This is a genomic window from Streptomyces sp. NPDC042346, assembly GCF_055581845.1.
Genome location: NZ_JBVJEH010000012.1, coordinates 301,649 through 328,406 on the forward strand (window position 1 = coordinate 301,649; position 26,758 = coordinate 328,406).

Annotated in this window: 23 protein-coding genes; 7 read left to right on the forward strand and 16 right to left on the reverse strand. The window is 72.2% G+C overall.

Annotation, left to right across the window (positions count from 1 at the left end):
* Nucleotides 1-97: 97 nt before the first annotated feature.
* Nucleotides 98-589: a YybH family protein gene (locus ACZ6K0_RS36675; RefSeq protein ID WP_469235734.1), complete on the reverse strand. Its 492-nt coding sequence runs from the start codon at nt 587-589 to the stop codon at nt 98-100.
* A gap of 133 nt (nt 590-722) precedes the next feature.
* Between ACZ6K0_RS36675 and ACZ6K0_RS36680 the strand changes: the two genes are divergently transcribed.
* Nucleotides 723-1,493, forward strand: coding sequence for a 2-phosphosulfolactate phosphatase (locus ACZ6K0_RS36680; RefSeq protein ID WP_469235736.1), 771 nt, complete (start codon nt 723-725; stop codon nt 1,491-1,493).
* A 7-nt stretch (nt 1,494-1,500) separates the two neighbouring features.
* Here the strand turns inward: ACZ6K0_RS36680 and ACZ6K0_RS36685 are convergent, their stop codons facing one another.
* From ACZ6K0_RS36685 to ACZ6K0_RS36700, 4 genes are all read right to left on the reverse strand, one after another.
* On the reverse strand, nt 1,501-2,766 hold the full coding sequence (locus tag ACZ6K0_RS36685) for an NAD(P)/FAD-dependent oxidoreductase (RefSeq protein ID WP_469235738.1): 1,266 nt from the start codon (nt 2,764-2,766) through the stop codon (nt 1,501-1,503).
* 130 nt (nt 2,767-2,896) lie between these two features.
* Nucleotides 2,897-5,137, reverse strand: a complete 2,241-nt coding sequence (locus ACZ6K0_RS36690) for an RICIN domain-containing protein (protein WP_469235740.1) — start codon at nt 5,135-5,137, stop codon at nt 2,897-2,899.
* A gap of 155 nt (nt 5,138-5,292) precedes the next feature.
* Complete coding sequence (locus ACZ6K0_RS36695; protein ID WP_376412262.1) at nt 5,293-6,528, reverse strand: GNAT family N-acetyltransferase; 1,236 nt, start codon at nt 6,526-6,528, stop codon at nt 5,293-5,295.
* Between the two features lie 95 nt (nt 6,529-6,623).
* Entirely contained in the window at nt 6,624-7,415 is a 792-nt protein-coding gene (locus ACZ6K0_RS36700) for a bestrophin-like domain (RefSeq protein ID WP_376412265.1), read from the reverse strand.
* Between the two features lie 418 nt (nt 7,416-7,833).
* Here ACZ6K0_RS36700 and ACZ6K0_RS36705 point away from each other — a divergent pair, with 418 nt between their 5' ends.
* Nucleotides 7,834-8,256 carry a TOBE domain-containing protein gene (locus ACZ6K0_RS36705; protein ID WP_469235742.1) on the forward strand — a complete coding sequence of 141 codons (423 nt, stop codon included), beginning with the start codon at nt 7,834-7,836 and terminating at the stop codon, nt 8,254-8,256.
* Nucleotides 8,257-8,329: 73 nt separating this feature from the next.
* Here the strand turns inward: ACZ6K0_RS36705 and ACZ6K0_RS36710 are convergent, their stop codons facing one another.
* Nucleotides 8,330-10,345: an RNA polymerase sigma factor gene (locus ACZ6K0_RS36710; protein WP_469235744.1), complete on the reverse strand. Its 2,016-nt coding sequence runs from the start codon at nt 10,343-10,345 to the stop codon at nt 8,330-8,332.
* A 178-nt stretch (nt 10,346-10,523) separates the two neighbouring features.
* Nucleotides 10,524-10,847 (reverse strand): YciI family protein, encoded by a 324-nt coding sequence (locus tag ACZ6K0_RS36715; protein WP_376412274.1) that lies wholly within the window; start codon nt 10,845-10,847, stop codon nt 10,524-10,526.
* Between the two features lie 153 nt (nt 10,848-11,000).
* Between ACZ6K0_RS36715 and ACZ6K0_RS36720 the strand changes: the two genes are divergently transcribed.
* Entirely contained in the window at nt 11,001-11,681 is a 681-nt protein-coding gene (locus ACZ6K0_RS36720) for a DUF998 domain-containing protein (protein ID WP_376412276.1), read from the forward strand.
* Between the two features lie 29 nt (nt 11,682-11,710).
* Here the strand turns inward: ACZ6K0_RS36720 and ACZ6K0_RS36725 are convergent, their stop codons facing one another.
* From ACZ6K0_RS36725 to ACZ6K0_RS36765, 9 genes are all read right to left on the reverse strand, one after another.
* On the reverse strand, nt 11,711-14,254 hold the full coding sequence (locus tag ACZ6K0_RS36725) for a DUF4118 domain-containing protein (protein WP_469235746.1): 2,544 nt from the start codon (nt 14,252-14,254) through the stop codon (nt 11,711-11,713).
* A gap of 13 nt (nt 14,255-14,267) precedes the next feature.
* The gene (locus ACZ6K0_RS36730; protein ID WP_469235748.1) at nt 14,268-14,960 is read right to left on the reverse strand and encodes a response regulator; all 693 of its coding nucleotides are present in this window, start codon (nt 14,958-14,960) and stop codon (nt 14,268-14,270) included.
* 283 nt (nt 14,961-15,243) lie between these two features.
* A complete protein-coding gene (locus ACZ6K0_RS36735; RefSeq protein ID WP_469236194.1) occupies nt 15,244-15,912 on the reverse strand; it encodes a potassium-transporting ATPase subunit C in 669 nt (222 codons plus the stop codon).
* Between the two features lie 6 nt (nt 15,913-15,918).
* The gene (gene kdpB / locus ACZ6K0_RS36740; protein WP_469236193.1) at nt 15,919-18,027 is read right to left on the reverse strand and encodes a potassium-transporting ATPase subunit KdpB; all 2,109 of its coding nucleotides are present in this window, start codon (nt 18,025-18,027) and stop codon (nt 15,919-15,921) included.
* Complete coding sequence (gene kdpA / locus ACZ6K0_RS36745) at nt 18,024-19,688, reverse strand: potassium-transporting ATPase subunit KdpA (protein WP_469236192.1); 1,665 nt, start codon at nt 19,686-19,688, stop codon at nt 18,024-18,026. Before kdpA ends, kdpB begins: the two co-directional genes overlap by 4 nt.
* A gap of 9 nt (nt 19,689-19,697) precedes the next feature.
* Nucleotides 19,698-19,787 carry a K(+)-transporting ATPase subunit F gene (kdpF, locus tag ACZ6K0_RS36750; RefSeq protein ID WP_036416182.1) on the reverse strand — a complete coding sequence of 30 codons (90 nt, stop codon included), beginning with the start codon at nt 19,785-19,787 and terminating at the stop codon, nt 19,698-19,700.
* Nucleotides 19,784-19,912, reverse strand: coding sequence for a hypothetical protein (locus ACZ6K0_RS36755; protein WP_376412294.1), 129 nt, complete (start codon nt 19,910-19,912; stop codon nt 19,784-19,786). Before ACZ6K0_RS36755 ends, kdpF begins: the two co-directional genes overlap by 4 nt.
* 267 nt (nt 19,913-20,179) lie before the next feature.
* Entirely contained in the window at nt 20,180-21,574 is a 1,395-nt protein-coding gene (gene lysA, locus ACZ6K0_RS36760; protein ID WP_469236191.1) for a diaminopimelate decarboxylase, read from the reverse strand.
* A gap of 14 nt (nt 21,575-21,588) precedes the next feature.
* A complete protein-coding gene (locus ACZ6K0_RS36765) occupies nt 21,589-21,996 on the reverse strand; it encodes an SAV_915 family protein (protein WP_469236190.1) in 408 nt (135 codons plus the stop codon).
* A 326-nt stretch (nt 21,997-22,322) separates the two neighbouring features.
* Here ACZ6K0_RS36765 and ACZ6K0_RS36770 point away from each other — a divergent pair, with 326 nt between their 5' ends.
* From ACZ6K0_RS36770 to ACZ6K0_RS36785, 4 genes are all read left to right on the forward strand, one after another.
* Nucleotides 22,323-24,278 (forward strand): APC family permease, encoded by a 1,956-nt coding sequence (locus ACZ6K0_RS36770; RefSeq protein WP_469236189.1) that lies wholly within the window; start codon nt 22,323-22,325, stop codon nt 24,276-24,278.
* A 150-nt stretch (nt 24,279-24,428) separates the two neighbouring features.
* A complete protein-coding gene (locus ACZ6K0_RS36775; RefSeq protein ID WP_469236188.1) occupies nt 24,429-25,064 on the forward strand; it encodes an ATP-binding cassette domain-containing protein in 636 nt (211 codons plus the stop codon).
* On the forward strand, nt 25,061-25,966 hold the full coding sequence (locus ACZ6K0_RS36780) for a metal ABC transporter permease (RefSeq protein WP_469236187.1): 906 nt from the start codon (nt 25,061-25,063) through the stop codon (nt 25,964-25,966). Before ACZ6K0_RS36775 ends, ACZ6K0_RS36780 begins: the two co-directional genes overlap by 4 nt.
* Nucleotides 25,888-26,721, forward strand: coding sequence for a metal ABC transporter solute-binding protein, Zn/Mn family (locus tag ACZ6K0_RS36785; RefSeq protein WP_469236186.1), 834 nt, complete (start codon nt 25,888-25,890; stop codon nt 26,719-26,721). Before ACZ6K0_RS36780 ends, ACZ6K0_RS36785 begins: the two co-directional genes overlap by 79 nt.
* Nucleotides 26,722-26,758 lie beyond the last annotated feature (37 nt).

The window sequence follows — 26,758 nt, forward strand, 5'->3', positions numbered from 1 at the left end:
ACCGTGCAGCACGCACAGCCGGGCGGGTCGGGGCCACCGTGCAGCGCGCACAGCAGGGCAGGTCGGGGCCACCGTGCACCGCGCACATCCGGCAGGGTCAGGCGTCCGGCGTCCCGGGCGTTCCGCCCGCCTGCCGCACGTCCTCGTGGAGGTGCACGATCCGCCAGACGCCGTCCGCGCCCCGGTGCAGGACGGCGGTGTTGCGCACGAGCTCCGGCAGCAGCGCGCGGCCGTCGCCGGCCGGGGCGAAGTCCACGCGCAGCAGGTAGCGCAGCACGGCGAGGTCGCCGAAGACGTCCACGACGGGCTCGTCGGCGAGCAGGCCCGCCTCCTCGGGCCCTTCCGCGCCCTCCCCCGTCGCCGGCCGCTCGTCCCGGATCCGGTCCAGGTCGGCCTTGCCGCACAGGAGCGGCTCGGCGGCCGAGTCCCAGACCGTCGCCTCGGGGTCGAGCCGCGCGTCGATCGCGACGCGGTCCCCGGCCTCGTAGGCCTCGTACATCCCGGTGATCACCGCCCAGATCGCCGCGGAGTCCGCGGCCGAGGCCCCGGGGCGGGCGGACGGGGGCAGCGGGGTACGGGCGTCGGACACGGTGGACCTCCAGGTCGATGCGGGGTGGGCGGGCCACTCTAAGGGGAACCGGAGCCGGGACCTCCGATGTGATGCGGAGCACTCTCCGGGCACTTCGGGTCCGTCGGATCGGGCGTGGGCGATCATGATCCGCATGAACGCTCGTTTCCTTGGTATCCCCGAACTGGCCGAAGTCCCCTCCGTGGCGGTCGTGGTCGACGTCATGCGCGCTTTCACCGTGGCCGCCTGGGCCTTCGACCGGGGCGCGGAGAGGATCGTGCTGGCCGAGTCGCTGGACGAGGCCCTGGCTCTCAAGGCCCGCCATCCGGAGTGGGTGACGCTCAAGGACGGCCCGGCCGCTCCCGGCTTCGACGCCGTCAACTCGCCCGGTCTGCTGCGGTCTTACGACCTCGGGGGGCGGACCGTCGTGCAGAAGACCACGGCAGGCACGGTCGGCGCCCTCGCGGTCAAGGACGCGTCGCTGGTGCTGTGCGCGAGTTTCGTGGTGGCGGAGGCGACGGCCCGGCTCCTGCGGGAGCGCGGGAGCGACCGCGTCACGTTCGTGGTCACCGGCGAGGACGGGCGGGCCGACGAGGACCTGGCCTGCGCCCAGTACATCGCCGGGAGGGTCACGGAGCTCGGCGCGGAGGCCGGCGCGGAGGCCGGCACCAAGGCCCGCGCGGAGGCCGGCACCGAGCCCGGTACCGATGACGGCGCGGATGCCGGGACCGATGCCGCCGGGTTCCTCCGCCGCGCCGCCGAGTCCCGCGCCGCCGCCGAGCTGACGGAGGGGGTGCGCGAGGGGGTCCATCCCGACGACGTCGCCCTCTGCCTCGAACTCGACCGGTTCCCCTTCGCCATGGTGGCGACCTGGGAGGACTCGCTCATGGTCCTGCGTCCCCACGCGATGGCCTCCGCCGCCTGACGAGGGGTCAGGATGCCGTTCGCGCGGCCTTCCTGCGGTGCTTGACGTTGACGGCCGCGGCCTTGGCCACGACCCTCGGGTTCAGGAACTGCAGCGGACCGATCAGGCGGGACGCGAACAGGTGCATGTGGCGCGCCAGCGACTCGTCGCGCGCCGCCGCCGAGAAGACGAGCCGTTCCACGGGGTTGAACGGACGGGCCTTGGCGAAGTCGGCGGCCAGACGCTGGTGGCCCTGGAGCCGGCGGCCGTGGGTGCGGGCGTACGCCGCGAGGGACTTGTCGAGGTCGCCGCGGCCGGTCGCGGCCGGGGCGACCGCCTCGGTCAGCCAGCGCGCCGACTGCAGGGCCCAGCCGCAGCCGACGCCCCACAGGGGGTCGCCGGTCAGGGCGGCGTCGCCGATGAGCGCGACGCCGGGGGCGGTCGGCCTGCGGCTGTGGAGCGGGTAGTCGACCGTTCCGATGATCTTCGAGACGCGCTCGGCGGTGTCGATGGGCGGCGCCTCGGGCAGGGCGCGGACGAAGTCGAGGAAGCTGCCCTCCAGGTCTTCGCGGAAGGCCGGCAGCCGCTTCTTGTCCGGGAGCACCGCGAGGACCGTCACGCCGTCGTCGTTCGGGAACGCGTACGCCATGTCCGGTTCGAGGAACCAGGTCTGACCGATCCCTCCGTGCAGCGGAAGGTTGCGGAAGTGCGCGAGATAGCCGAACCGGGTGTTCTCGAACCGCCTCGACGGCACCCCGGCGAACTCCGCCACGGCCGAGTCCTTGCCGTCGGCGCCGACCACGAGCCGGGCCCGGATCTCGCGCTCGCCCTGCCGCGTCGACGTGCGCAGCCCGACGGTCCGCCCGGCTTCCCGGATCAGCCCGGTCACCTGATGGCCGAGGAGCAGATCGACGCCGGGCGTCTCCGCCGCACGGGACCTGATCAGCGGATCGAGGACGCTGCGCCGGACGTTGTACGCGTGCGGCAGCTCGGGTCCACCCGCCGCCGCCCTCGGCTCGATCCATCCCCACCGGGTCCACCAGCGGGCGTCGTTGTGGACGGCGCCCGCCTTCTCCAGCGCGGGGATCAGGCCGAGTTCGTCCAGCACCGGGTAGGCGTTGGCCGTGAGGGAGTGGGTGCACAGCACCTTGTACGCCGCGGGGTCCGAGCGGCGCTCCAGCAGGGCGACGCGGGCACCGCGGCGTGCGAGCAGGATCGCCGCGGCGCTGCCGGCGAGGCCGGCTCCGCTGATGACGACGTCGTACTCGCGTGCCGCGCTCTCAGGCTTGGTCATGCGCTGATCGCTCCCTTCGGGATGGGTGCCGTACCGGCGGGTAATACGGCACCCATACTGTCAGGCGCATGACCACATCAGTCACCCCGAGGAGGGACTGAAATCCCTGCCAACCCTTCTCGTACCGCCGTCAGTTGATCGTCCACTGCTGCAAGGACGAGCCAGTGTCGGCCTGTTGGGTGACCGCGGCACCGTTGGTGCTGGAGGCCGTGGTGAGCAGGAGGCCGCTCTTCACGGACGCGACGGTGTACGCGCCGTTCGCCAGTCGCGTCACCGTCCAGCGCTGGTTGGTGCCTCCGGTGCAGGTCCACTGGATCACCTTGGCGCCGGCCGCCGTCGACCCGCCGTCGATGTCGGCGCAGAGCCCCGACTCGGCGTTGGCGAGCTCGTACGAGCCGTCGGTGCGGCGGGTGAACCGCCAGCTCTGGTTGGCGCCGCCGTTCGGGGCCCAGGTGACGAGCTGCGTGCCGGCGGTGGTGCTGTGGCCGGGGTTGTCGAGGGCCTTTCCGCTCGTGGTGAGGGTGTGGTTGCCGTCGGATATCCCGTCGGGGGCCTGGCCGACCGCCGTGAGCGTCAGGGTCTGCTCGCTCGCCGTGCGCGTCCCGCCGACCGCGTTGCCCGTGGAGTTGGTCCACGTCCGGGTGGGGGTCGTCTCCGCCAGGCGGTTCGCGGTGGCGGACATGCCGATCACGAGGCCGCTGTAGCGGTTGACCAGTCGGTACGTCCCGTTCGGCGAGCCGTCAGCGGCGGAGGCGCCGGGGATGACGAACCACTGCTGACCGACGCCGGGCCCGCCCGCGGGAGCCGCGGTGACCGTCGGCTTCGTCCCCCAGGCGCGGTTGCCCGTGGTGGCGGAGTCGACGCCGAGGAGCTGTCCGGTGGCGGAGTTGGCGATGCGGTACGAACCGTCGCCGTTGGCCTGGAAGATCCACGATTCGAGGGCGGCGCCGGTCGCCGACGCCACGGACGTGGTGGCCGAACCGCCGGAGACCTGGGCCAGGACGCGACCGCCCGCGCTCGCGATGCGGTACGCCTTGCCCGGGTCGACGGGCGCGGCCGGTGCGGAGGAGTCGATCGCGAGGTTCACGTACTCGCTCGACGATCCGCCCGAGCAGCCGAAGGAGCAGTAGGAGCGGAAGTTCCTGCCGACGATGCCCGAGCCGGTCTTGTTCACCCCGTCGAGGAACCAGCGGTACCACGACGCGTTCTTGTAGCTGCCCGTGTCGCCGAGCCGGAACCACTTCTGGGTGGTGAGGTCGGTGGTGGCGTAGATCTCCTGGGGCGCGTTGCCGCTCTGGTCGACGGCCTGCGGCTCGCCGATGTACAGGCCCAGGTACGCGTTGTAGGTGATGTCCATGACGAACAGCGGTGACGTGGCCGGCATCTTGCCCGCCGCGACCTGCTGGCTCACGGTGCCGGTGTTCGCCGGGTCGTACTCGCCCCCGACGGGGGTGTAGCCGGTCGTGTCGGCTCCCGACACCGGTGTCATGTTGCTCTCGCGGCCGCCGACACCGGGCTCGCTCCAGGCCCCGTCGTACCACTTCTGCCAGGAACCGGGCGCCATCTTGCCGGAGATGGGGGCCCGGGCCACGTGTGCGTGGAAGGCCTTCCAGCCGCCGTTCTTCTCCACGATCCGCGAGCCGTAGAAGGCGTAGAAGTACCCGGACGCGGTGTCGACGAACAGGCGCTGGTCACCGTCGCCGTAGTGGTAGGTCTGCTGCGGGAAGGCCGCCGTGTCGCCCCGCCGGGTGCTGTACGGGGAGGTGATGACGTGGTCCTTGATGGCCCAGGTCCGGCCCTGGTCGGTGGAGACCGCGTAGTCGATCCCGTCGAAGTGCACGCCGTCGCCGAAGGGCTGCGGTGTGAACTCGTTGTGGATCAGGCCGTACCAGTCACCGGTGTCCGGGTCGACCCACACCCCGGCGAGGTCGCAGAAGTTCTTCTGGGAGTAGCCCGATCCGGCCGGCGGGAAGGTGGACTCGCGACCGGTCGGACTGTTGTTGCACCGCCAGGTCGTGTCGTTGTTCTTGTCGTTGGCGTTCGCCGGGTTCACGGCGTCGCTGAGGGCGCTCGACCGGACGGCGGTGTCGAAGTTCGTCCCGGTGTAGAAGGTCCACCTGCGCTGCTCCGTCGCTCCGTAGAGCGCGTGGGCCTGCTGGAAGTAGAAGGTGCCGTCCTTGTCGATGTAGGTGGCGGCCGGGGTGTCGTCGGGCTGGGTCCACGATCCCTTCGCGCCGACGGTGACGCTGAACGTGGCGGCGGGGGCGCTCACGGTCGCCGATGCCGGTGTCGTCGCCGCGGCGGCGCCGCCTGCCACCGCGAGGGTCACGGCGACGACCGTACCGATCAGGCTTCTTCGAGGAGTTGACACGGGTTACTCCTTGGGTGGTCTCCGTCCGCCGCTCCATGGCGGCGGACGGAGACCACAGAAGCGCGCCCGGCGGGCTGTGCACATGGACGCTCGACCTCGGGACTTGGACTTTCGGGCCGGCGGGGAGGCGCAGCGGTGGATGTGGGCGTGGTCCGTCAGAACCAGTTCAGGCAGTGCGGGGAGCGCTCGGCGCGGAAGAGGGCGTCGGCGAGGGCCGCCGCGCCCGGGCGGTGGGCCCTGATGTGACCGGCCCGCACGAGGGCGCTCGGGGCGGTGCCGCCCAGGTAGACCGAGCCGAGGTCGCGCACGTCCAGGGACAGGTCGGGCTCCCGGTCCGTCGGGACGCACTCGGCCTTGCCGTCCCGGACGGTCAGCAGGTAGCGGCCGTGCTCGCCGAGGAACGGGTCGTCGACGTCGAGGACCAGCTCGCCGTCCAGGAACCAGCCGCGCGCGGTCAGCGCCCGCGGGACGTCGAGGAGACGGACCCAGAGCCAGTCGGTGTCGTTGGCCACCTGTCCCGCGCGGAAGTCGGCGAGCTGCCAGCGCAGCGGGTGCTCGGTCGGGAGGTGTTTGAACACGACCTGGGAGACCAGGTCGTGTGCGAGCAGGAACCGGGCCAGGGCCGTGAAGACGGCGTCGTCGGCGGCGATGGTCTCGTCGACCGTCAGGGTGTCGGGCTCGCCGATCGTGTAGCTGGCGTACCCGTCCGGCACGCCGTCGGCGTCGCGGTGGACGGCCACGTAGCGCGGTGCCGGTGAGATCGGGGGCTGCCCCGCGCGCCGGGCCCACCAGCGGTGCGGCCGGGACAGCGCGCCGGGCTGTGCGCGCCGGTACCGGTCGTAGACCTCTTCCAGGATCCCGTCGCACTCGGCCCGCCGCAGCACCTCGACCGAGCCGCCGTCCGAGCCGGTCGCCGGCGCGTCGGCCGCTCCGCGCGCCCGGGGGACGGAGAAGGCCGCCTGATGGTGCGAGACCGTCAGCCGCCGCGTATAGGTCGCGGGTCCGTAGCCGAACCTGCCGTAGATCAGCGCCTCGGAGGCCAGCAGGACGGAGAGGTACTCCCCGCGGGCCCTCACGTCGGTGAGCTGATGCCGCATCATGGCACTGAGCACGCCCCGGCGTCGGTGCGAGGGAACGACGCCGACGGCGCTCACCCCGGCGACGGGGGTCACGGCCCCACCGGGCAGGGTGAGTTCGAAGGAGTACGCTCCGGCGGTGCCGACGGGAAGCCCGTCGGGCGTCACGGCGAGCAGGTTGCGGTCCGGTTCGAGCGCCGCCCACCAGACCCCGCCGCCGTCCTCGGCCGGGGTCTCCGGGAAGCGTCCGAACGCCGTGTGGAGCGTGTCGACGAAGACGTCGAGTTCCTGGTCGGTCACGGGACGGATGTCTATGGCTGCCGCTGCCTCCTCGGGATGCCGGCCCCACGGCGTGTGGTGCCCGGCACAGTACAGCCCCGGCCCGCGGCCGGGTCAACCGAATTACCGCGTCACGGCGTCCAGTACGGCGCGAGCGCTCCCTCCCGGTACGGCGCCGGGCTCACGCTGAGTTCGCCGGCGAAGGGGCGGTCGAGGACGAAGACGAGGAGCAGGCTGAAGCCGATGAGGGCGGCGACGGAGGCGACGAAGAGGATCTGGATGCGCAGCTTGCGCATGCCGTAGAGGAAGGTGAGCGGGATCAGGACGAGCGCGCCGCCGAAGGCCAGGACCTGGAGCAGCGGGGGCAGTTGCTGTTCGGCCATCGTCAGCCGGGCCCGGCGCTGGGAGGCGACGCCGTTGAGCTGGTTGACGGCCTCCTCGTAGAAGACCTCCTCGCGGGCGGTCTTGGGTTCGTAGGTCTGGAGCACGTCGTAGATGGCCTGGAACTCGCCCGCGGTGGTCCCGTAGTCGGGCGTCCCCTCGCGCATCAGGGGCCACTGGTCCTCGACGATCGCGTGGACGTAGGCGCTGAGGGCGCCGTCGAGGCGCGCGCGGACCGGAGGCGGGAAGGCGGCGGCGTCACGGGCGATGAGGGCCATGTCGGTGGCCTCGGACGCGACGATCGTCTGCGTGCTCTCCAACTGCGTCCAGAGGGTGACGATGACGAAGGCGAGGATGATCCCGTAGATCGCGCCGAACATCCCCAGGGTCACCCCGACCATGTCGTTGTGCTCGCCCTGGGCGAGCGACGGATACCTGCGGCGGAGCAGCACGCTGCCGGCGACGGCGAGGAGGACGGTCCCGCCGACCGTGACCACGGCCAGGGTGAAGGTGCTGAAGTGATTGAGCAGCCAGAGCGACATGTGCGGGGAGTGTAGGGACACGGCGGGGCGGCGCCGCCCCGCCGCCTGCGGGGACGCGGGCCGGGCCCTCCCCCGTACGGGCGGCGGTACACGCCCTGATCGTCCGCGTCATCGTGCGCCGCCTCCCGTGGGGGTCCACACGATCGGGTGACACGTCGGTCGGCCGCCTGGCGCATTCGGGTCGCCGCCCGTGGCCGCCGTGTCCCGGGCCGGTCCACGGAGGTGGTGACGCGGGAGCCGGTACGGATCTGTCGAAGGATGTTCCAGGCGAATCGACGTGTCCCTGCCGCAGGTGCGAGGCGGTCCGAGCGGAGTCCGGGCCGCGCGCCTAGCGTGAGGAGTACGAGGGGCCTTCCGCCCGACGAAGGGCCTTCCGCCCGCTCGTACCTGCACCGACTTCTTTGTGAGGCGTTTCTTCATGAGCCTGTCCATCCGCAACCGGATCGCCGGAACCGTCGTGGCCGTCACCCCCGGCGAGGTCATGGCGACCGTCAAGGTCCGCCTGGCCGGCGGTCAGGGCGTGACCGCGGCGATCACGCTGGAGGCCGTCAGGGACCTCGGGCTCGACGAGGGCTCCGCGGTCGAGGTCCTCGTGAAGTCCACGGAGGTCTCGCTCGCCACCGGTCCCGTCGAGGGGCTGTCCATCCGCAACCAGATCCCCGGCACCGTCTCCGACGTCGCCACCGGGGGCGCCATGGCCTCCGTCAAGGTGTCCGTCGAGGGCGGCGAGCTGACCGCCGCGATCACCAAGGACGCCGTCGCCGACCTGGGCCTCGCGGCCGGGTCCTCCGTCGTCGCGCTGATCAAGTCGACGGAGATCGCGCTCTCCGCCGGAGCGTGACGGCGGTACGCGTCGACGACGTGACCGCGCGGGCGAGGTCCGGTCGGGGCCGCACCGGCCCTGAGGATCCGGGTCAGCGGTCCCGGGGCGCCGGCTTGAGCCGGCGCAGGGTGTAGCCGTCGCCGGCCGGGTCCAGGGGTCGGGTGGCCTGCTTGAAGAGGTACTCGGCCCGCTCGTACGAGAGCCGGCGGCGGCCCGTGTCAGGGCACAGGTCCGACGCCTCGGGCGTACGGGCCGGGCCGGGGCGCCGGTCGGAGAGGAAGACCGGGCCGCGCGTCCGGCCGGCGAGCAGCCGGGGCAGGAGCCGGGCCGTTCCGGAGCGCCAGCTCACCCGGCCGGCCCGTGAGCGCGGGCGGGCGCGGCGGTCGTCGAGGTCCAGGTCCTCGACGTCCAGCGCCAGGACGGCCGTCGCCCCGGCCGCCGACTCGTGCAGCAGCCGCCACAGCGTCTCCTCGCGCAGCGGCAGGTCCGGGAGGCTCCAGACCGCGTCGAGCTGCGCCGGGTCGAGGGGCCGGGCGGCCGGGCGGGTCCCGGTGCGGCGGTCGAGCCCCGCGGTGAGGTCGTCGAGGGACGCCCAGGCGCCGAAGGACCGGACGGCCGACCGGTGCCGGTTCCAGGTCGCGGCCGCCGCCCCGCCCCAGGCCGTCGTGAACACCCGCGTCACCTGGTCCGCCGTCAGGGACGCCAGCGGCTGCTGGTCGCCGAGGGTGCGGCGGAGTCGGCGCAGGGTCTGCCCGTAGGAGCGGCTCGTCGCGGCGTCGAGGTCGTCCCGGCCGAGGAAGTCCTCGGCGGCCCGCCCGAGGACGGGCCCCTCGGGAGCGGCGGCGCCGAGCTCGTCCGCGCGCCGCTCCAGGAAGGCGCGTTCGGCGGCGTTCCGCGCGAGGGACGCCGCCCGCCGGAACTCGACGCGCGCCTCTTCGTGGCGGCCGAGCCGGGCCAGCAGGTCTCCCCGGACGCTGGGGAGGAGGTGGTAGTCGCGCAGCACCGGATCGGTGAGGAGGGCGTCGGTCAGTGCGAGCCCCGCTCCCGGCCCGTGCGCCTTCCCGACCGCCACGGCGCGGTTCAGCCGGACGACCGGGGTCGGCAGGACCCGCGCCAACGCCTCGTACAGGGAGGCGATCTGCGCCCAGTCGGTGTCCTGCGCGCTCCTGGCCTGCGCGTGGCACACGGCGATCGCCGCCTGGAGCATGTACGGGCCGGGGGCGCCGCTCTCCCCGTCGGCGAGGCAGCCCTTCGCCCGCAGCATCGCGGTGAAGCCGCGGCGGATGAGCAGCTGGTCCCAGCGGCCCCGGTTCTGCTCGTGCAGCGGGACGGGCTCGCCGGAGGGGCCGGTGCGCGCGGCGGCGCGGGACGCCTGGATCTCCATCAGCGCGACGAGCCCGTGCACCTCGGGCTCCCGTGGCGCCAGTTCGGCGAGGAGCCTGCCGAGGCGCAGGGCCTCCAGGCAGAGTCCGGGCCGCATCAGGTCGTCGCCGGAGGTCGCCGAGTACCCCTCGTTGAAGATCAGGTAGATGACTTCGAGGACCGAGGAGAGCCTCTCGGCGAGGTGGTCGCCGTCCGGCAGCTCGAAGGGGACGCGCTGCTCGGCGAGGGTCCGCTTGGCTCCGGCGACGCGCTGGGTGATCACCGTCTCGGTGACGAGGAAGGCGCGCGCGATCTCCTCGGCCGTCAGGCCGCCGAGCAGCCGGAGCGTCAGGGCGGCACGGGTCTCGGTCGGCAGCACGGGGTGGCAGGAGAGGAAGACGAGCCGGAGGACGTCGTCCGGCTCGTCGTCCTGCCGTGCGTCGGGTCCCTGTTGGCGTTCCTGTCGCTGTCCCAGCTCGTGGGCGAGTTGCTCCTGTTTGCGTTCCAGGCGCTGGTTGCGGCGGAGGTGGTCGAGGGCGCGCCGCTTGGCGGTGGTCGTCAGCCAGGCGCCGGGGTTGTCGGGCACGCCCGAGACCGGCCACTGTTCGAGGGCGGCGACGAGGGCGTCCTGGGCCATCTCCTCGGCGAGGCCGACGTCGCGGACCATGCGGGTGAGCGCGGCGACGATCTTCGCCGACTCGAGTTTCCAGGCCGCATCGACCGTGCGGTGTACGTCGGGCAGCACAGGAACGATCACAGCACCCGCCACGGCTCGGTCGCAAGCCGCGGGGGTGCTGTGATCGGGGGTACGCCCCCTGGGGGCGGGGCGTCAGGGTGTCGGGGGCCGGGGTGTCAGGGGCGTCAGGAGCGTCGGGGGCGCCAGGGCGCCAGGGGCGCCGAGGGTATCGCGGGCGACCGAGGCCTCAGGAGCCGAAGACCTCCTGGACCACGCTCTCGCCGTCGCCGACGATCCGGCGGAAGCGGCGGGCCAGCTCGATCGCCTCCTCCTTGGAGCGGACCTCGATCAGCGCGAAGCCGGCCACGGCCTCCTTGGCCTCGGCGAAGGGCCCGTCCGTCACGGTGATCTCGTCCCCGGCGGAGGTCACGCGGACGCCGCCCGGCTCCAGGCCGCCGGTGGCCAGGAGCACGCCGGCCGCCGTGAGCTCCTCGATGAACCGGCCCATCTCGGCGAACAGCTTCTCGTCGGGGGCGGAGTCGGACGGCTTGGTCGTCATCAGGTAGCGCATGGGGATCTCTGTTCCTCTCATCGTTCCGGGTGGTTCTGCCTAAGCGTCGAACAAGGCCATGTGACAGGGAATGGCGCCGTTCCCTGTCACATGGCCCGATCGACGTGTCATCGAGAAGCAGCTCGCCCCGCCCACCGGAAAAGAGTCCCCGCCATGGCCACCGTGCAGACCGCCCCCGGCGCCACCACGACCGTCTCCCCCGCCACCTCCACCGCCACCAGCCGCTCGCTGCTCACCGTCGCGGTCGTGGCGCAGCCCCTGTGGGCGGTCGTGGCCCTGACCCAGGCCGCCACCCGCGACGGCTACGACATCACCCGCCACCCGCTGAGCGCCCTCAGCAACGGATCCCTCGGCTGGATCCAGATCACCAACTTCGTCCTCGCCGGCGTCCTGACGGTCATCGGGGCCGGCGGACTGCGCCGGGCCCTGCGGGGCACCCCCGGCGGCACGTGGGCACCGCGGCTCTTCCGGATCAGCGGTGTCGGCATGATCGCGGCGGGGGTGTTCGTGATGGACCCGGCCGACGGTTTCCCGGTCGGTACGCCGGACGGGATGCCCGCCGCCCTGTCCTGGCAGAGCATCGCCCACTTCGCCGCCGGTTCGGTCACCTTCACCGCGCTGATCGCCGCCTGCTACGTCCTCGGCCGCCACTTCGGCCGCGCCGGGATGCGGAAGCACGCCGTCGGCTCCCGGATCGCCGGTACGGCGCTGCTGCTCGGCAACGGCTGGGCGATGAGCGGCGGCAAGGCCGGCACGCTCACCCTCGCCATCGGCGTGATCACGGCGATGGTGTGGATCTCCTCGGTCGCCGCCCGGTACCGCCGCGCCGTCTGAGCCCCGTCATGACACGGAGTGTCCCCGCCTCAGCTCGTCCTCTCCGCCGGGAGCCCCGGCGGAGAGGGACGCGGGCCGACGGCGGGGCACAGTGCGAGCACCATGGTCAGACCACCGCCCGGGGTGTCCTCGGCGGAGAGGGTCCCGCCCATGGCCTCGACGAAGCCCCTCGCCACGGCGAGCCCCAGCCCCACGCCCGCCCCGCGTGGGGCGTCGCCGTATCGCTGGAAGGCGCCGAAGATGCGGTCCTTGGCCTCGTCGGGGACGCCGGGGCCCCGGTCGACGACGCGGAGTTCGACGCGGTCGGCGATCGTGCTCGCCGCCACGAGGACGGGTACGCCGTCGGGGCTGTACTTGACGGCGTTCTCGACGATGTTGGCGACGGCCCGCTCCAGGAGGCCGCGGTCGACGGCGACCATCGGCAGCGTCTCGGGGATGTCCAGCTCGACGCCGTCCTCCGGCACGCCCGCCAGCGCCATCGGGACGACCTCGTCGAGGTCGGTCTCCCGGATGACCGCGGTGACGGTCCCGGTCTCCAGGCGGGAGACGTCGAGGAGGTTGCCGACGAGGTGGTCGAGCCGGTCGGCGCCCGCCTCGATGCCCTCCAGGAGTTCGGCGCGGTCCTCCTCGGACCACTCGACGTCGTCCGCCCGCAGGGAGGTGACGGAGGCCTTGATGCCGGCGAGCGGGGTCCGCAGGTCATGACTGACGGCGGCGAGCAGGGACGTACGGATCTTGTTGCCCTCGGCCTGCTTCCTGGCCTCCTCCGCCTCTCCGACGAGCCGCTGCCGGTCGAGGACGACGGCGGCCTGGGCCGCGAAGGCACCGAGGACGCGCCGGTCCTCGGCGGGCAGGACCCGGCCGGTCAGCGCCAGGGCCAGATGGTCGCCGACCGGCATGTCCACGTCGGCGTCCTCCGGCCGGCCGACGGACCGGGGGCCGACGACGGCGACGCAGGTCCAGGGCCCGGCCTCCTCGGCGCGCTCCAGGAGCGCCACCGACTCCATGGCGAAGGTCTCCCGGACCCGTTCGAGGAGGGCGTCGAGGCTGGTCTCGCCGCGCAGCACACTGCCGGCGAGGAAGGACAGGGTCTCGGCCTCGGCGCGGAGCCGGGCGGCCTGGTGGGTCCTGCGGGCGGCCAGGTCCACGACGGAGGCGACCGAGACCGCGACCCCGACGAAGATCACCAGGGCGACGATGTTGCGGGGGTCGGCGATCGTCAGCTCGTGGACCGGCGGGGTGAAGAACCAGTTGAGCAGCAGGGAACCGGCGGCCGCCGAGGCGAGCGCCGGGCGGAGCCCGCCGAGCAGCGCGGCGACGACGATGAGCGCGAGGAAGAGCAGGACGTCGTTGGCCAGGCCCAGGTCGGGGGTGGCGGTGCCGAGCAGGAGCGTGAGCAGGGCGGGGCCGCCGAGGCCGGCCAGCCAGCCCCAGACGGTCCGGGAACGGCCGAGGCGCGCGCCGCGCGCGACGGGCAGGCCGCGGCCCTTCGCCGCCTCGTCGTGGGTGACGATGTGGACGTCGAGGTCGGGGCCCGACTCCCGGGCGACCGTGGCGCTGACGCCGGGGCCGAACACGTAGTGCCAGGAGCGGCGGCGGCTGACGCCGAGCACGATCTGGGTCGCGTTGACGCCCCGGGCGAAGGCGAGCAGCCCGGCGGGGATGTCGTCGCCGATGACGTGGTGGAACGTGCCGCCGAGATCCTCCACGAGGGTCCGCTGGACGGCGAGTTCCTTCGGCGAGGCCGAGGTGAGGCCGTCGCTGCGGGCGATGTAGACGGCGAGGACCTCGCCGCCCGCGCCCTTCTCGGCCAGCCGGACCGCGCGCCGTATGAGCGTGCGGCCCTCGGGGCCGCCGGTGAGGCCGACGACGATCCGCTCGCGGGAGCCCCAGATCTTCGAGACGCGGTGCTCGGTCCGGTACTCCTGGAGGTACTCGTCGACCCGGTCCGCCGTCCAGAGCAGCGCCAGTTCGCGGAGGGCGGTGAGGTTGCCGGGGCGGAAGTAGTTGGAGAGGGCCGCGTCGACCTTGTCCGGCTTGTAGATGTTGCCGTGGGCCATGCGGCGGCGCAGGGCCTGGGGCGACATGTCGACCAGTTCGATCTGGTCGGCGCGGCGGACGACCTCGTCGGGGACGGTCTCCTTCTGCCGTACGCCGGTGATCGACTCGACGACGTCGCCCAGCGACTCCAGATGCTGGATGTTGGCCGTCGTGACGACGTCGATCCCGGCGGCGAGCAGCTCCTCGACGTCCTGCCAGCGCTTGGTGTGGCGGCAGCCGGGGACGTTGGTGTGCGGGAGCTCGTCGACGAGCGCGACGGCCGGCTTCCTGGCCAGGACCGCGTCGACGTCCATCTCGGTGAAGCTGGTGCCCCGGTACTCGACGGTGCGGCGCGGGACCTGTTCGAGGCCGTGCAGCATCACTTCCGTACGGGGACGGCCGTGGTGCTCCACGAAGGCGACGACGCAGTCCGTGCCGCGCTCGATCCGACGGTGGCCCTCGGAGAGCATCGCGTACGTCTTGCCGACGCCCGGCGCCGAGCCGAGGTAGATCCGGAGCTTGCCGCGTCCCATGGTTCGTTCGTCCTCAGGCTTCGAACCGGTAACCCATACCGGGTTCGGTGATCAGATGGCGGGGGTGCGCGGGGTCCGCCTCCAGCTTGCGCCGCAGCTGGGCCATGTAGACCCGGAGGTAGTTCGTCTTCGTGCTGTAGCTCGGGCCCCATACCTCCTGGAGCAGCCGGCGCTGGCTGATGAGCCGCCCCGGGTTGCAGATCAGGATTTCCAGCAGATGCCATTCGGTCGGGGTGAGCCGTACGTCCCGGTCCACACGCTTCACCTTCTTCGCCACCAGGTCGACGGTGAACTCGTCGGTGACGACCCGGCCGCCTCCCGTGGCCGGTGACTCCGCCGGCGCCTCGGCCGTACGCCGGGTGGCGGCCCGCAGCCGGGCGAGCAGCTCGTCCATGCTGAAGGGCTTGGTCATGTAGTCGTCCGCGCCCGCGTCGAGGGCGCGGATCTTGTCCTCGGAGCCGCTGCGCGCGGACAGGACCAGGACCGGGGCCCGGCTCCGGCCGCGCAGGTCCTTGAGGACGTCGAGGCCGTCCATGTCGGGCAGCCCGAGGTCGAGCAGGATCATGTCCGGCTGCTCGGCGGCCACGAGCCGGAGGGCGGTGGCACCGTCGGGCGCCGCGTCCACCACGTACTTCCGAGCCTGGAGGTTGATCACCAAGGCTCGTGCGAGCTGAGCGTCGTCCTCCACGACCAGCACCCGGGTCATCGGCGTGCCGCCTGCCTTCCTCTTGTCGTCCCATGAGCCCTCGTCCCATGAGCCGTTGCCCCGTGAGCCGTTGCCCCGTGTGCGGCGGGAGTGGGGGGGGGGGGGGGGGGGGGGGGGGGGGCGGCGGCGCCCGGCCCCCGCGGGGGGGGGGGGGCGGGGGGGGGGGGGGGGGCGGGGGGGGGGGGGGGGGGCGCCGGGGGGGGGGGGGGGGGGGGGGGGGGGGGGGGGGGCGCGCGGGGGGGGGGGGCCCCCCCCCGACTCCCTCTCCGATGCGATAAGGCCATCAGCCCTTGGTCAGTTCCTTGAGCGCGATGTTGAGCTGGAGGACGTTGACGCGCGGCTCACCGATGAAGCCGAGGACGCGGCCGTCGGTGTGGTCGGCGACGAGCTGGTCGACCTGGGCGACGGTCAGCTTGTTCTTCTCGGCGATCCGGTGGACCTGGAGCTTCGCGTACTCCGGGGAGATGTGCGGGTCCAGGCCGGAGCCGGAGGAGGTGACCGCGTCCGCCGGGACGTCGGACGGCTCGACCGTGTAGCCGTTCACCGAGTTGTCCTTGATCACGGCCGCCTTGGCGTCCTTGACCCACTGGATCAGGTCCTCGTTGTCACCGGAACGGTTGGTCGCGCCGGAGAGGATCAGCGTGTACTGGCCGTTGACGGAGTTGGTGCCCAGGCCGTTGGAGGGGCGCGGCTGGAACCACTTCAGGTCCGGGGCCGCGGTCTCCTCGCCGTCCTTGAGGGGGAGGTTGTAGGTCTGGCCGATGAGCGCGGAGCCGACGACCTTGCCGCCGCCGTCCTTGATCTCGGAGCCGTTGGCCTTGCCGGGGAACGCGACCTGGGCGATGCCGGTGACGGCGAGCGGGTAGAGGACGCCGCAGATCACGGTGAGGACGAGGAGGGCGCGCAGGCCCGCCCAGAGCACGCGGCCGGTGTTCGCTGCTGAGTTGTTCATCGTGGATCAACCGATTCCGGGGATCGTCGAGAGAAGGAGGTCGATGAGCTTGATGCCGATGAACGGGGCGACCAGGCCGCCGAGTCCGTAGATCCCGAGGTTGCGCCGGAGCATCGAGTCGGCGCTGGACGGCCGGTAGCGGACGCCCTTGAGGGCGAGCGGCACGAGGGCGATGATGATCAGCGCGTTGAAGATGACGGCCGAGAGGATCGCGGACTCGGGCGAGGCCAGGCCCATGATGTTGAGCTTGTCCAGGCTCGGGTAGGCGACGGCGAACATCGCGGGGATGATCGCGAAGTACTTCGCGACGTCGTTGGCGATCGAGAAGGTCGTCAAGGCGCCCCGGGTGATGAGGAGTTGCTTGCCGATCTCGACGATCTCGATGAGCTTGGTCGGGTTGGAGTCGAGGTCGACCATGTTGCCGGCCTCCTTCGCGGCCGACGTGCCCGTGTTCATCGCGACACCGACGTCGGCCTGCGCGAGCGCGGGTGCGTCGTTCGTCCCGTCCCCGGTCATCGCGACGAGCTTGCCGCCGGCCTGCTCCCGCTTGATGAGGGCCATCTTGTCCTCGGGGGTGGCCTCGGCGAGGAAGTCGTCGACGCCCGCCTCCTCGGCGATGGCCTTCGCGGTCAGCGGGTTGTCACCCGTGATCATGACCGTCTTGATGCCCATGCGGCGCAGCTCGTCGAACCGCTCCCGCATGCCCTCCTTGACGACGTCCTTGAGGTGGATGACGCCCAGGACGCGGGCGCCCTTGTCGTCCTTGACCGCGACGAGCAGCGGCGTACCGCCGGCCTGCGAGATCCGGTCGGTCAGGGTCTCGGCGTCGTCGGCGACCGTGCCGCCCTGTTCGCGGACCCAGGCGACGACCGAGCCGGTCGCGCCCTTGCGGGTCTGCCTGCCGTCGACGTCGACACCCGACATGCGGGTCTGGGCGGTGAACTCGATCCACGTGGCACCGGCGAGCTCGCCCTGATGGCGCTCGCGCAGGCCGTACTTCTCCTTCGCGAGGACCACGATGGAGCGGCCCTCGGGTGTCTCGTCCGCGAGGGAGGAGAGCTGGGCGGCGTCGGCCAGTTCGGCCTCGGTGGTGCCCTTGACGGGGACGAACTCGGAGGCCTGGCGGTTGCCGAGGGTGATGGTGCCGGTCTTGTCGAGCAGCAGCGTCGACACGTCACCCGCGGCCTCGACCGCGCGGCCCGACATGGCGAGGACGTTGCGCTGCACGAGCCGGTCCATGCCCGCGATGCCGATCGCGGAGAGCAGGGCGCCGATCGTCGTCGGGATCAGGCAGACGAGCAGCGCCGTCAGGACGATCAGGGAGGTCTGCTTGTCGGCGCCCGCGTAGATCGCGAACGGCTTCAGCGTGACGACGGCGAGCAGGAAGACGATCGTGAGGGACGCCAGCAGGATGTTGAGGGCGATCTCGTTGGGGGTCTTCTGCCGGGCGGCGCCCTCGACCAGGTTGATCATCCGGTCGATGAACGTCTCGCCCGGCTTCGTCGTGATCTTGATGACGACGCGGTCCGACAGCACCTTCGTGCCGCCGGTGACGGCGCAGCGGTCGCCGCCGGACTCGCGGATGACCGGGGCCGACTCGCCCGTGATGGCGGACTCGTCGACGCTGGCGACGCCCTCGACGACGTCACCGTCGCCGGGGATGATGTCGCCGGCCTCGCACACCACCAGGTCACCGATGCGCAGCTCGGTGCCCGGGACCCGCTCCTCGTTCCTGCCGATGAGGCGGCGGGCGACCGTGTCGGTCTTGGCCTTGCGCAGGGTGTCGGCCTGGGCCTTGCCCCGGCCCTCGGCGACGGCCTCCGCCAGGTTGGCGAAGACGGTGGTCAGCCACAGCCAGACGGTGATCGCCCAGCCGAACCAGTCCCCCGGGTTCCGGACGGCCAGGACGGTGGTGACCACCGAGCCGATCAGCACCACGAACATCACGGGCGACTTGATCATCACGCGCGGGTCGAGCTTCTTGATCGCGTCCGGGAAGGACTTGATCAGCTGCTTCGGGTCGAACAGTCCCCCGCCGATCCGCCCGGGGGCCTGGGCCTGGTGTCCCGTGGGTACGTCCGAGTGCGGTGCCCGGGTAGGAGTGACGGTGCTCATGCTGCGAGCCCTTCGGCGAGCGGTCCCAGCGCGAGGGCCGGGAAGTAGGTGAGACCGGTGATGATCATGATCGTGCCGACCAGGAGGCCGGTGAACAGCGGCTTCTCCGTCCGGAGCGTGCCCGCGGTCTCGGGTACGGGGGTCTGCTCGGCGAGCGAGCCGGCCAGCGCGAGCACGAACACCATCGGCAGGAACCGGCCGAGCAGCATCGCGATGCCGATGGTCGAGTTGAACCACTGCGTGTCGGCGTTGAGACCCGCGAAGGCGGAGCCGTTGTTGTTGGCACCCGAGGTGTAGGCGTACAGGATCTCGGAGAAGCCGTGCGCGCCGGAGTTCGTCATCGAGTTGGACGGGGTGTCCAGGGCCATCGCGACGGCGGTGAAGCAGAGCACGAGGGCCGGGGTGACGAGGATGTAGCAGGCCGCGAACTTGATCTCGCGGGTGCCGATCTTCTTGCCCAGGTACTCGGGGGTGCGACCGACCATCAGACCGGCGATGAACACCGCGATGACCGCCATGATCAGCATGCCGTAGAGGCCGGAGCCGACACCGCCGGGCGCGATCTCGCCGAGTTGCATGCCCAGCATCGTGATGCCGCCGCCGAAGCCCGTGTACGAGGAGTGGAAGGAGTTGACCGCACCGGTCGAGGTGAGCGTGGTCGCCACCGCGAAGAGCGACGAGCCACCGATCCCGAAGCGGGTCTCCTTGCCCTCCATCGCACCGCCGGCGAGGTCGAAGGCCGGACCGTTGTGGGCGAACTCGGTCCACATCATCAGGCCGGTGAAGACGACCCAGATGGTGGCCATCGTGCCGAGGATCGCGTACCCCTGCTTGATCGAGCCGACCATCCGGCCGAAGGTCCGGGTCAGGGCGAACGGGATGACCAGGATCAGGTAGATCTCGAAGAGGTTCGACAGCGGGTTGGGATTCTCGAAGGGGTGGGCCGAGTTGGCGTTGAAGTAACCGCCGCCGTTCGTGCCCAGCTCCTTGATGACCTCCTGCGAGGCCACGGCGCCGCCGTTCCACTGCTGCGCGCCGCCCATGAACTGACCGACCTCGTGGATGCCCGCGAAGTTCTGGATCGCGCCGCAGGCGACGAGCACGAGCGCGCCGATCACGGAGATCGGGAGCAGGATCCGGACGACGCCACGGACCAAGTCGGCCCAGAAGTTGCCGAGTTCGCCGGTGCGGGAGCGGGCGAAGCCGCGGACGAGGGCGACCGCCACGGCGATCCCCACGGCCGCCGAGACGAAGTTCTGCACCGCGAGGCCGCCGGTCTGCACGACGTGGCCCATGGCCTGCTCGCCGTAGTACGACTGCCAGTTGGTGTTCGCCACGAACGAGGCGGCGGTGTTGAACGCCTGGTCCGGGTCGATGGGCACGAAGCCCAGCGAGCCGGGCAGCGAGCCCTGGAGCCGCTGGAGCAGGTAGAGGAAGAGGACGCTCACGGCGGAGAAGGCGAGGACGCCGCGCAGATAGGCGGGCCAGCGCATCTCGACGCCGGGGTTGGCGCCGATGCCCTTGTAGATCCACTTCTCGACCCGCAGGTGCTTCTCCGAGGAGTAGACCCGGGCCATGTGGTCGCCCAGCGGGCGGTACGACAGGCCCAGCGCGACGATCAGGGCGAGGAGCTGGAGAACCCCAGCAAGAACGGGACTCATGGTCGTACCTCAGAACCTCTCGGGCTTGACGAGGGCGAGGACGAGGTAGCCGAGGAGGCCGGCGGCCACCAGCAGGCCGACGATGTTTTCGGCACTCACAGCTTGGCCACCCCCTTGGCGATGAAGGCCACCAGCGCGAAGATCGCGATCGTGGTGACGACGAAGGCCATGTCGGCCATCGTGAGCTCCTGAATGAAGAACGGATTCTCGGACGAGATGAGCAAAGCGCCTTTCAGCCAGGCGGCGGCTCCCGTTAACGCCCCCCATACGTCCCTCGGCGCGCTCTTGACGCGTCCCCTACGCGGCCGGCGCGGGTGCGGGTGCGGGGAAGGTTCAGAACTTCTCGGGTCCTCGCCGAGCACGGGATCCGGCCTCCGCCCGGCGTGGCGTGGGTGGCGCCGGGCGGAGGGGTCTTTGACGGATCCCGGTGGTCGGCCTGCGGCCGACGCCTGGAGGTCGACGTCCAGAGGGCGACGTCCAGAGGTCGACGTCTAGAGGCCGACGTCGCGGGTCCGGAGGTCGGCCGGCGTCTCCCGGCGGATCAGGAGGCGGGCGTGGCCGTCGAGGACTGCGACCACCGGCGGGCGGCCCACGAGGTTGTACGAGGACGCCATCGACAGGTGGTACGCGCCGGCCGCCGGCAGCGCCAGGAGGTCGCCTGGGCGGGTGTCGGCGGGCAGCGGGACGTCCTCGGCCAGGACGTCACCGGCCTCGCAGTGGCGGCCGACGACCGTCACGCGCTCGGGCCCGGCGCCCGAGTGGCGGCCGACGAGGCGGGGCGCGTACCGCGCTCCGTACAGCGCGGGGCGCGGGTTGTCGCTCATCCCGCCGTCCACGGCCACGAAGGTCCGGCCGGGTGTGCGCTTCACCGCGAGGACCCGGTAGACCGCGACCCCGGCGGGGCCGACGACGGCCCGCCCCGGTTCGATGATCAGGCGCGGGACGGGGAGCCCGGCCGCCGCGCAGCTCTCGGCGAGTTCGGCGCGCACCTTGCGGGCGAGGGTGGTGACGTCGAGGGCGGGTTCGCCGGGGCGGTAGGCGATGCCGTGGCCGCCGCCGAGGTCGAGCTCCGGCAGCGTCACCCCGTGGCTGTCGCGGACCCTGGCCATGAGCCCGACGAGCCGGCGCACGGCCACCAGATACGGCTTGACGTCCGTGATCTGCGAGCCCAAGTGACAGTGGATGCCGGTGAGTTCGAGGTGCGGCTGGTCGAGGATGCGGGCGATGGCGTGCTGGGCGTGGCCGTCCCGGAGGGAGAGGCCGAACTTCTGGTCGTCCGAGCCCGTGCGGATCTTCCGGTGGCCGCCCGCGCTGATGCCCGGCGTCACCCGCACCATGACCTTCTGCCGGCCGTCCGTGCCGACCGCCGCGGCGATGCGGGCGATCTCCGCGGGGGTGTCGATGACGATCCGGCCCACGCCGAGGCGGAGCGCGGTCTCCAGGTCCTGCGGCGACTTGACGTTGCCGTGGAGCAGGATCCGCTCGGGCGGGAAGCCGGTGGTGACCGCGAGCTCCAACTCCCCGGCGGAGCACACGTCGAGGCCGAGTCCCTCCTCCTCGACCCAGTGGGCGAGGGCGCGGCACAGGAAGGCCTTGGCCGCGTAGTGGATCCCGGCGTCGGGGAAGGCCGTGCGGTAGGTGCGGCAGCGTTCGCGGACCTCCGCCTCGTCGAGGACGTACACGGGTGTGCCGTGGCCCTCGGCGATCTCGGTGAGCGGTACGCCTCCGACGAGGAGCTGTCCGTGGGCCTGTTCGGTGGTGGTGGCGGGCCAGACGGAGAGCGCGTCGACCGGTGCCGACGCGGAGGGGGCGGGCACGGGGTGGGGCAGGGCCACGGGCTGGGGCACGGGCAGGGGCAGGGGCAGGGGCAGGGGCAGGGTGGTCATCTCTGCGGATCCCTTCAGCTCGCGAGCGCGGTCAGCGGCCGCGGCTCGGCCACGGCGGTGAGGGCGGGCGTCAGCGGGGCGGGCAGTGAGGAGGCGGGCTTCGGCGCGGCAGCCCGTGCCGCGACGGCCGGTGCCGGGGCCGTGAAGGCCGGGTCGATCCTCAGCTCGCTTACCCCCAGCGGCTCCACGAGCGCGCGCAGCGCCGGCTCGGCGAGCGGGATCCACGGCTGAGCGGCCCCGAGGACCGCCCTCAGCCGCGCCGGATCCGTGAACGCGACGGCGGTCCTGCCGCCGCCGACCGGCGTCCGGAAGAGCCGGGTCGCCCATCCGCCGGCGCTCGGCCGGACCGGCACGCAGAGGCGTCCGGCGGCCGGGGGCCGTTTGAAGGGTTCGGCGTCGTCTCCGAAGCGGGCGTCTGCCATCGGTTCCTCCCGAGGAACGAAACGCGACCCCCAGCACGGTCGCGCCGGGGTGCTCTTCGACGCTATGCCCGGTGATCACCGTTCCCGGGTCCTCCCTGACGCGGCCCTGACGGAACGGGGCGCGACGCATACGCCTCGCATACGCAGTACGGAACACGTACGACGGCTTGCGTCAGCTGCCAGGAGCAGAGCCGTGCGAGGGCATCTTGACGCTTTCCTGACGCGCCCGCCCGGCCCCGCCGTACACGCCCTGCTTACGCTGGCTCGGCCGTCCGTGCGATGGCCGAAAGTCCCCCCTCATCGAGCAGCACCCCAGGAGCACCCCCATGTCCACCACGAACGACACGCGCACCGGACGATTGCGCGCGTGGATGCTGGAGGGCCTCTCCGACATGGGGAAGGGCAAGCCCTCCCGACCCGTGGAGGCGGCGCCGGACAGCGGGCACGCAGGGCAGCGCTGGTGGCGGGTGATGTGTCTGACCGGTGTCGACTACTTCTCGACCCTTGGATATCAGCCAGGCATCGCCGCCCTCGCGGCCGGTCTCCTCTCCCCCGTCGCCACCATCGTGCTGGTGATCGTCACCCTGGCCGGCGCACTGCCCGTCTACCGCCGGGTCGCCGAGGAGAGCCCGCGCGGCGAGGGCTCGATCGCGATGCTGTCGCGGCTGCTGTCCTTCTGGAAGGGGAAGCTGTTCGTCCTCACCCTGCTGGGCTTCGCCGCGACCGACTTCCTCATCACCATCACGCTCTCCGCCGCGGACGCCTCCACCCACCTGGTGGAGAACCCGCACCTCGAAGAGGCGCTGCACAGCAAGCAGCTGATCATCACCCTCGTCCTGATCGCCCTGCTCGGCGCGGTCTTCCTCAAGGGCTTCCTTGAGGCGATCGGCGTCGCCGTCGCACTCGTCGGGATCTATCTCGCGCTCAACGCCGTGGTCGTCGTCACCGGCCTGTGGAAGGTGATCACCGAGGGGCACGTGGTGACGGACTGGAGCGCCGCGCTGACCGCCGAGCACGGCAACGTCTTCGCGATGATCGGCGTCGCCCTGCTCGTCTTCCCCAAGCTCGCGCTCGGCCTGTCCGGCTTCGAGACCGGTGTCGCGGTGATGCCGCACGTCCAGGGCGACCCGGGTGACACCGAGGCCCAACCCGCCGGCCGCATCCGGGACACCAAGAAGCTCCTGACGACGGCCGCGCTGATCATGAGCGTCTTCCTGATCTGTACGAGCTTCATCACCACCGTCCTCATCCCCCACGAGGAGTTCGAGTCCGGCGGCGACGCCAACGGCCGCGCCCTCGCCTACCTCGCCCACGAGTACCTCGGCAACACCTTCGGCACGGTCTACGACGTCTCGACCATCGCCATCCTCTGGTTCGCCGGCGCCTCGGCCATGGCCGGCCTGCTCAACCTGATGCCGCGCTACCTGCCCAAGTACGGCATGGCCCCGCACTGGGCGCGCGCCGTGCGCCCCATGGTCATCGTCTTCACCCTCGTCGCGTTCCTGGTGACGTGGATCTTCGACGCGGACGTCGACGCCCAGGGCGGCGCGTACGCCACTGGTGTCCTCGTGCTGATCTGCTCGGCCGCCATCGCCGTGACCATCGCCGCGCGCAAGGCCGGCCAACGCGGCTGGACCATCGGCTTCGGCGTCATCTCCGTCGTGTTCCTCTACACGACCGTCGTGAACGTCATCGAGCGCCCCGACGGCGTGAAGATCGGCGCCTGCTTCATCGCCGGCATCATCCTCATCTCCCTCCTCTCCCGCCTCGGCCGCGCCTTCGAGCTGCGCGTCACGCACGTCGAGCTGGACGAGCTGGCCGAGCGCTTCATCCAGGACATCTCACGCCGCACACCGCGCTTCATCGCCAACGAGCCCGACCGCAGGGACATCGCCGAGTACCGCGAGAAGATCGAGCAGATCCGCGCCGACAACGACATCCCGACCTCCGAGGACTTCGTCTTCGTCGAGGTCACGGTCACCGACCCGTCCGAGTTCGAGGCCGGTCTGACCGTACGGGGCGAGGTCCTGCACGGGCGCTACCGCGTCCTCACCATCGAGTCCTCCTCCATCCCCAACGGCCTCGCCGCCCTCCTCCTCCACGCCCGCGACACCACCGGCACCCGCCCGCACATCTACTTCGAGTGGACCGAGGGCAACCCGTTCGCCAACTTCCTCCGCTTCTTCCTCCTCGGCCAGGGCGAGGTCGCCCCCGTCACCCGCGAGGTCCTCCGGGAGGCGGAGCCGGACCGGGACCGCCGCCCGCGCGTCCACGTCGGCTGACGCGTCTCCCGCCTTTCCCGCCTCTCCCGCGTCTCCCGCGTCTCCCGCCTTTCCCGCCTTTCCCGCCGCCGGCGGGAACCCGGCGCCCCTCGCGCCCGACTTCCTCACCGCACCGCACCCCGCGCGTGCCGCGGCGGCGAAGGGCAGAGGATGGGCGGACTGGACATACGCATGCGCGGAGTCGCCTGCCGGCACGGTCGCACCGAGGCGGTCGCGGGTGTCGACCTGGAGATCGCCGCCGGTGAGCGCGTCGCGCTGACCGGGACGAACGGATCCGGGAAGACGACGCTGCTGCGCGCTGTCCTCGGACTGCACCTGCGGACGAGCGGCACGATCGAGGTCGGCGGCCGCGAGGCGCGCTCGGTCGCCGAGTGGGCGTGGCGGCGCCGGTCCTGTGCGTGGATCCCGCAGAAGCCGGCCGCCGGCCGGTTCCCGCTGCGCGGGGACGAGCTCCTCGCGAGCAGCGGGGCGGCGGCCGAGGCGACGGAAGCCGCGGAGCTGCTCGGCGTCGGCGCGCTGACCGCGCGGCCCGTCGACACGTTGTCCGGCGGCCAGCTGCAACGCATGTACCTGGCGCGGGCCCTCGGCTGTGTGGCGGCCGGTTCGCAGGTGCTGCTGGCCGACGAACCGACCGCCGCCCTCGACTTCGACGGTCAGGAGGAGGCCGCCGGAGTGCTGACCGCGCTGCCCGTCACGCTCGTCGTCGTCACCCACGACCGGGCGCTCGCCGAGCGGTGCGACCGGGTCCTGGAGATGGCCGCCGGCCGGCTGCGGGAGGTGCGGTGAACGCGCTCGCGACCGCCGACCTCGGAGCCGTACTCCAGCTCGTGCCCGTCCAGCGGGCGGGGCTCGCGCTCCTCCTCGCGGCCGTCGCCCTGCCGGTCGTCGGCGTCGTCATCGTGGGACTCGACATCATGCCGGTGCGGTTCGCGATGATGCACGTGGCGCTCCTCGGCATCGCGGTCGGCCTCCTGACCGGGCTCGATCCGATGCTGTGCGCCCTCGTGGCCTGTGCCCTGTCGGGGGCGGGGGTCGCTCCGCTGGCGCGGACGCCGGGCGGTCTCTCGGGGGCGATGGGCCTGCTGATGAGCCTGGCCATCGCCGCGGCGCTGCTCCTCCTCGCCGTCTCCGGCGTCAACGCCTCCGGGGCGTTCGCCCTGCTGTGGGGGTCGATCCTCTCGGTCGGCACCCCCGACCTCGTCGTCCTGGGCGTCCTCGCCGTCGTCGTGCCGTCCCTGTTCTGGTGGCGGCGCCGCGAGGTGGCGCTGCTGCTGTACGACCGGGAGCTCGCCCACTGCTCCGGCGTACCGGTCCGCTTCCTCACCACCGCGCTCCTCGTCCTCGTCGCGGTGGCGGTCGCCGGGGCGATCAAACTGACCGGCGCGCTCCTCGTCGACGCCCTGACCCTGCTGCCCGCGCTGGCCGCGCGCCGCCTGGGCCGCTCGCTGTGGTCGATCACCGTGTGGGCGGTCGGCATCGGCGTCGTGGTCAATCTGACGGGCTTCCTGCTGGCCCTGTGGCTGGACTGGCCCCCGGGCCCGGTCCTCGTCCTCACGGCGGGGGCGGTCGTCCTCGCCGCGCACCTCCTCCCCGAACGGAGAAACCGCTCATGGCGCGCACCCGCGTCCGCACCACCCGTACCGCCCGTACCGCCCGTACCACCCGTCTCGTCGTTCTCGTCGCACTGAGCGCGGCGCTTCCCCTCGTCGCCGGATGCGGGGGCGACGCCTCCTCCGATTCCGGCGGCAAGGGGGCCGGCCGCAAGCCGGTGGTGGTCGCGACGACCACGTGGGAGGGCGCCTTCGCCAAGGCCGCCGGGGCGGAGGACGTCACCGTGATCGTGCCGCAGTCGGTGCACCACGCACCGGACTACGACCCGAAGCCCTCGGACCTGGCGGCCGTCGCGAAGGCCGACTTCGTGCTGTACGCGCCGTTCGAGCCGTACGCGGCGAAGATCAAGGAGGCGGCGGGCTCGAAGGCGAAGCTCGTCGAGGTGAACCTCGACAACGACCCGGCCAAGGCCGGTGCCGAAGTCGCCCGCCTGGGCGGCCTGTTCGGCACGAAGGAAACGGCCTCCCAGTGGAAGACCCGCCTCGACGGCGAGGTCGCGAAGCTGAACGGCGAGCTCAAGGCCGCCTGGCCGGACGGGAAGAGCCCGGCGGTCGTCAGCCAGGTCTTCACCGCCTGGGCCGCGGGCCTGGCCGGGGCCACGACGGTGGGGACGTACGGCCCCGAGCCCGTCACCCCCGCCCAACTGGCCTCTCTCTCGGCGAAGAAGCCCGCACTCGTCCTCGACAACGCGCACATGTCGACGGGCACGGTCCTGCCGGACTCGGGCGCGAAGCAGGTCGGGATCGTGAACTACCCGGGCGAGGACCTGGACTTGCTGGCGGTGTACCGCAACGCGGCGGCCGAGCTGAAGAAGGCCATGGGCGGAGCCTGACCGGGACGACGGGGGGGGAGGGTCCCGTACGCGGGCC

What these genes read in the sequence shown, in the direction of transcription:
- ACZ6K0_RS36735 (WP_469236194.1), bottom strand. Translation starts at nt 15,912, where the DNA reads ATGAACAACTCAGCAGCGAACACCGGCCGCGTGCTCTGGGCGGGCCTG.
- ACZ6K0_RS36765 (WP_469236190.1), bottom strand. Translation starts at nt 21,996, where the DNA reads ATGGCAGACGCCCGCTTCGGAGACGACGCCGAACCCTTCAAACGGCCC.
- ACZ6K0_RS36715 (WP_376412274.1), bottom strand. Translation starts at nt 10,847, where the DNA reads ATGCGCTACCTGATGACGACCAAGCCGTCCGACTCCGCCCCCGACGAG.
- ACZ6K0_RS36725 (WP_469235746.1), bottom strand. Translation starts at nt 14,254, where the DNA reads ATGGGACGCGGCAAGCTCCGGATCTACCTCGGCTCGGCGCCGGGCGTC.
- ACZ6K0_RS36775 (WP_469236188.1), top strand. Translation starts at nt 24,429, where the DNA reads ATGGGCGGACTGGACATACGCATGCGCGGAGTCGCCTGCCGGCACGGT.
- ACZ6K0_RS36685 (WP_469235738.1), bottom strand. Translation starts at nt 2,766, where the DNA reads ATGACCAAGCCTGAGAGCGCGGCACGCGAGTACGACGTCGTCATCAGC.
- lysA (WP_469236191.1), bottom strand. Translation starts at nt 21,574, where the DNA reads ATGACCACCCTGCCCCTGCCCCTGCCCCTGCCCCTGCCCGTGCCCCAG.
- ACZ6K0_RS36720 (WP_376412276.1), top strand. Translation starts at nt 11,001, where the DNA reads ATGGCCACCGTGCAGACCGCCCCCGGCGCCACCACGACCGTCTCCCCC.
- ACZ6K0_RS36705 (WP_469235742.1), top strand. Translation starts at nt 7,834, where the DNA reads ATGAGCCTGTCCATCCGCAACCGGATCGCCGGAACCGTCGTGGCCGTC.
- ACZ6K0_RS36785 (WP_469236186.1), top strand. Translation starts at nt 25,888, where the DNA reads ATGGCGCGCACCCGCGTCCGCACCACCCGTACCGCCCGTACCGCCCGT.
- ACZ6K0_RS36680 (WP_469235736.1), top strand. Translation starts at nt 723, where the DNA reads ATGAACGCTCGTTTCCTTGGTATCCCCGAACTGGCCGAAGTCCCCTCC.
- ACZ6K0_RS36730 (WP_469235748.1), bottom strand. Translation starts at nt 14,960, where the DNA reads ATGACCCGGGTGCTGGTCGTGGAGGACGACGCTCAGCTCGCACGAGCC.
- ACZ6K0_RS36700 (WP_376412265.1), bottom strand. Translation starts at nt 7,415, where the DNA reads ATGTCGCTCTGGCTGCTCAATCACTTCAGCACCTTCACCCTGGCCGTG.
- kdpB (WP_469236193.1), bottom strand. Translation starts at nt 18,027, where the DNA reads ATGAGCACCGTCACTCCTACCCGGGCACCGCACTCGGACGTACCCACG.
- kdpA (WP_469236192.1), bottom strand. Translation starts at nt 19,688, where the DNA reads ATGAGTCCCGTTCTTGCTGGGGTTCTCCAGCTCCTCGCCCTGATCGTC.
- ACZ6K0_RS36770 (WP_469236189.1), top strand. Translation starts at nt 22,323, where the DNA reads ATGTCCACCACGAACGACACGCGCACCGGACGATTGCGCGCGTGGATG.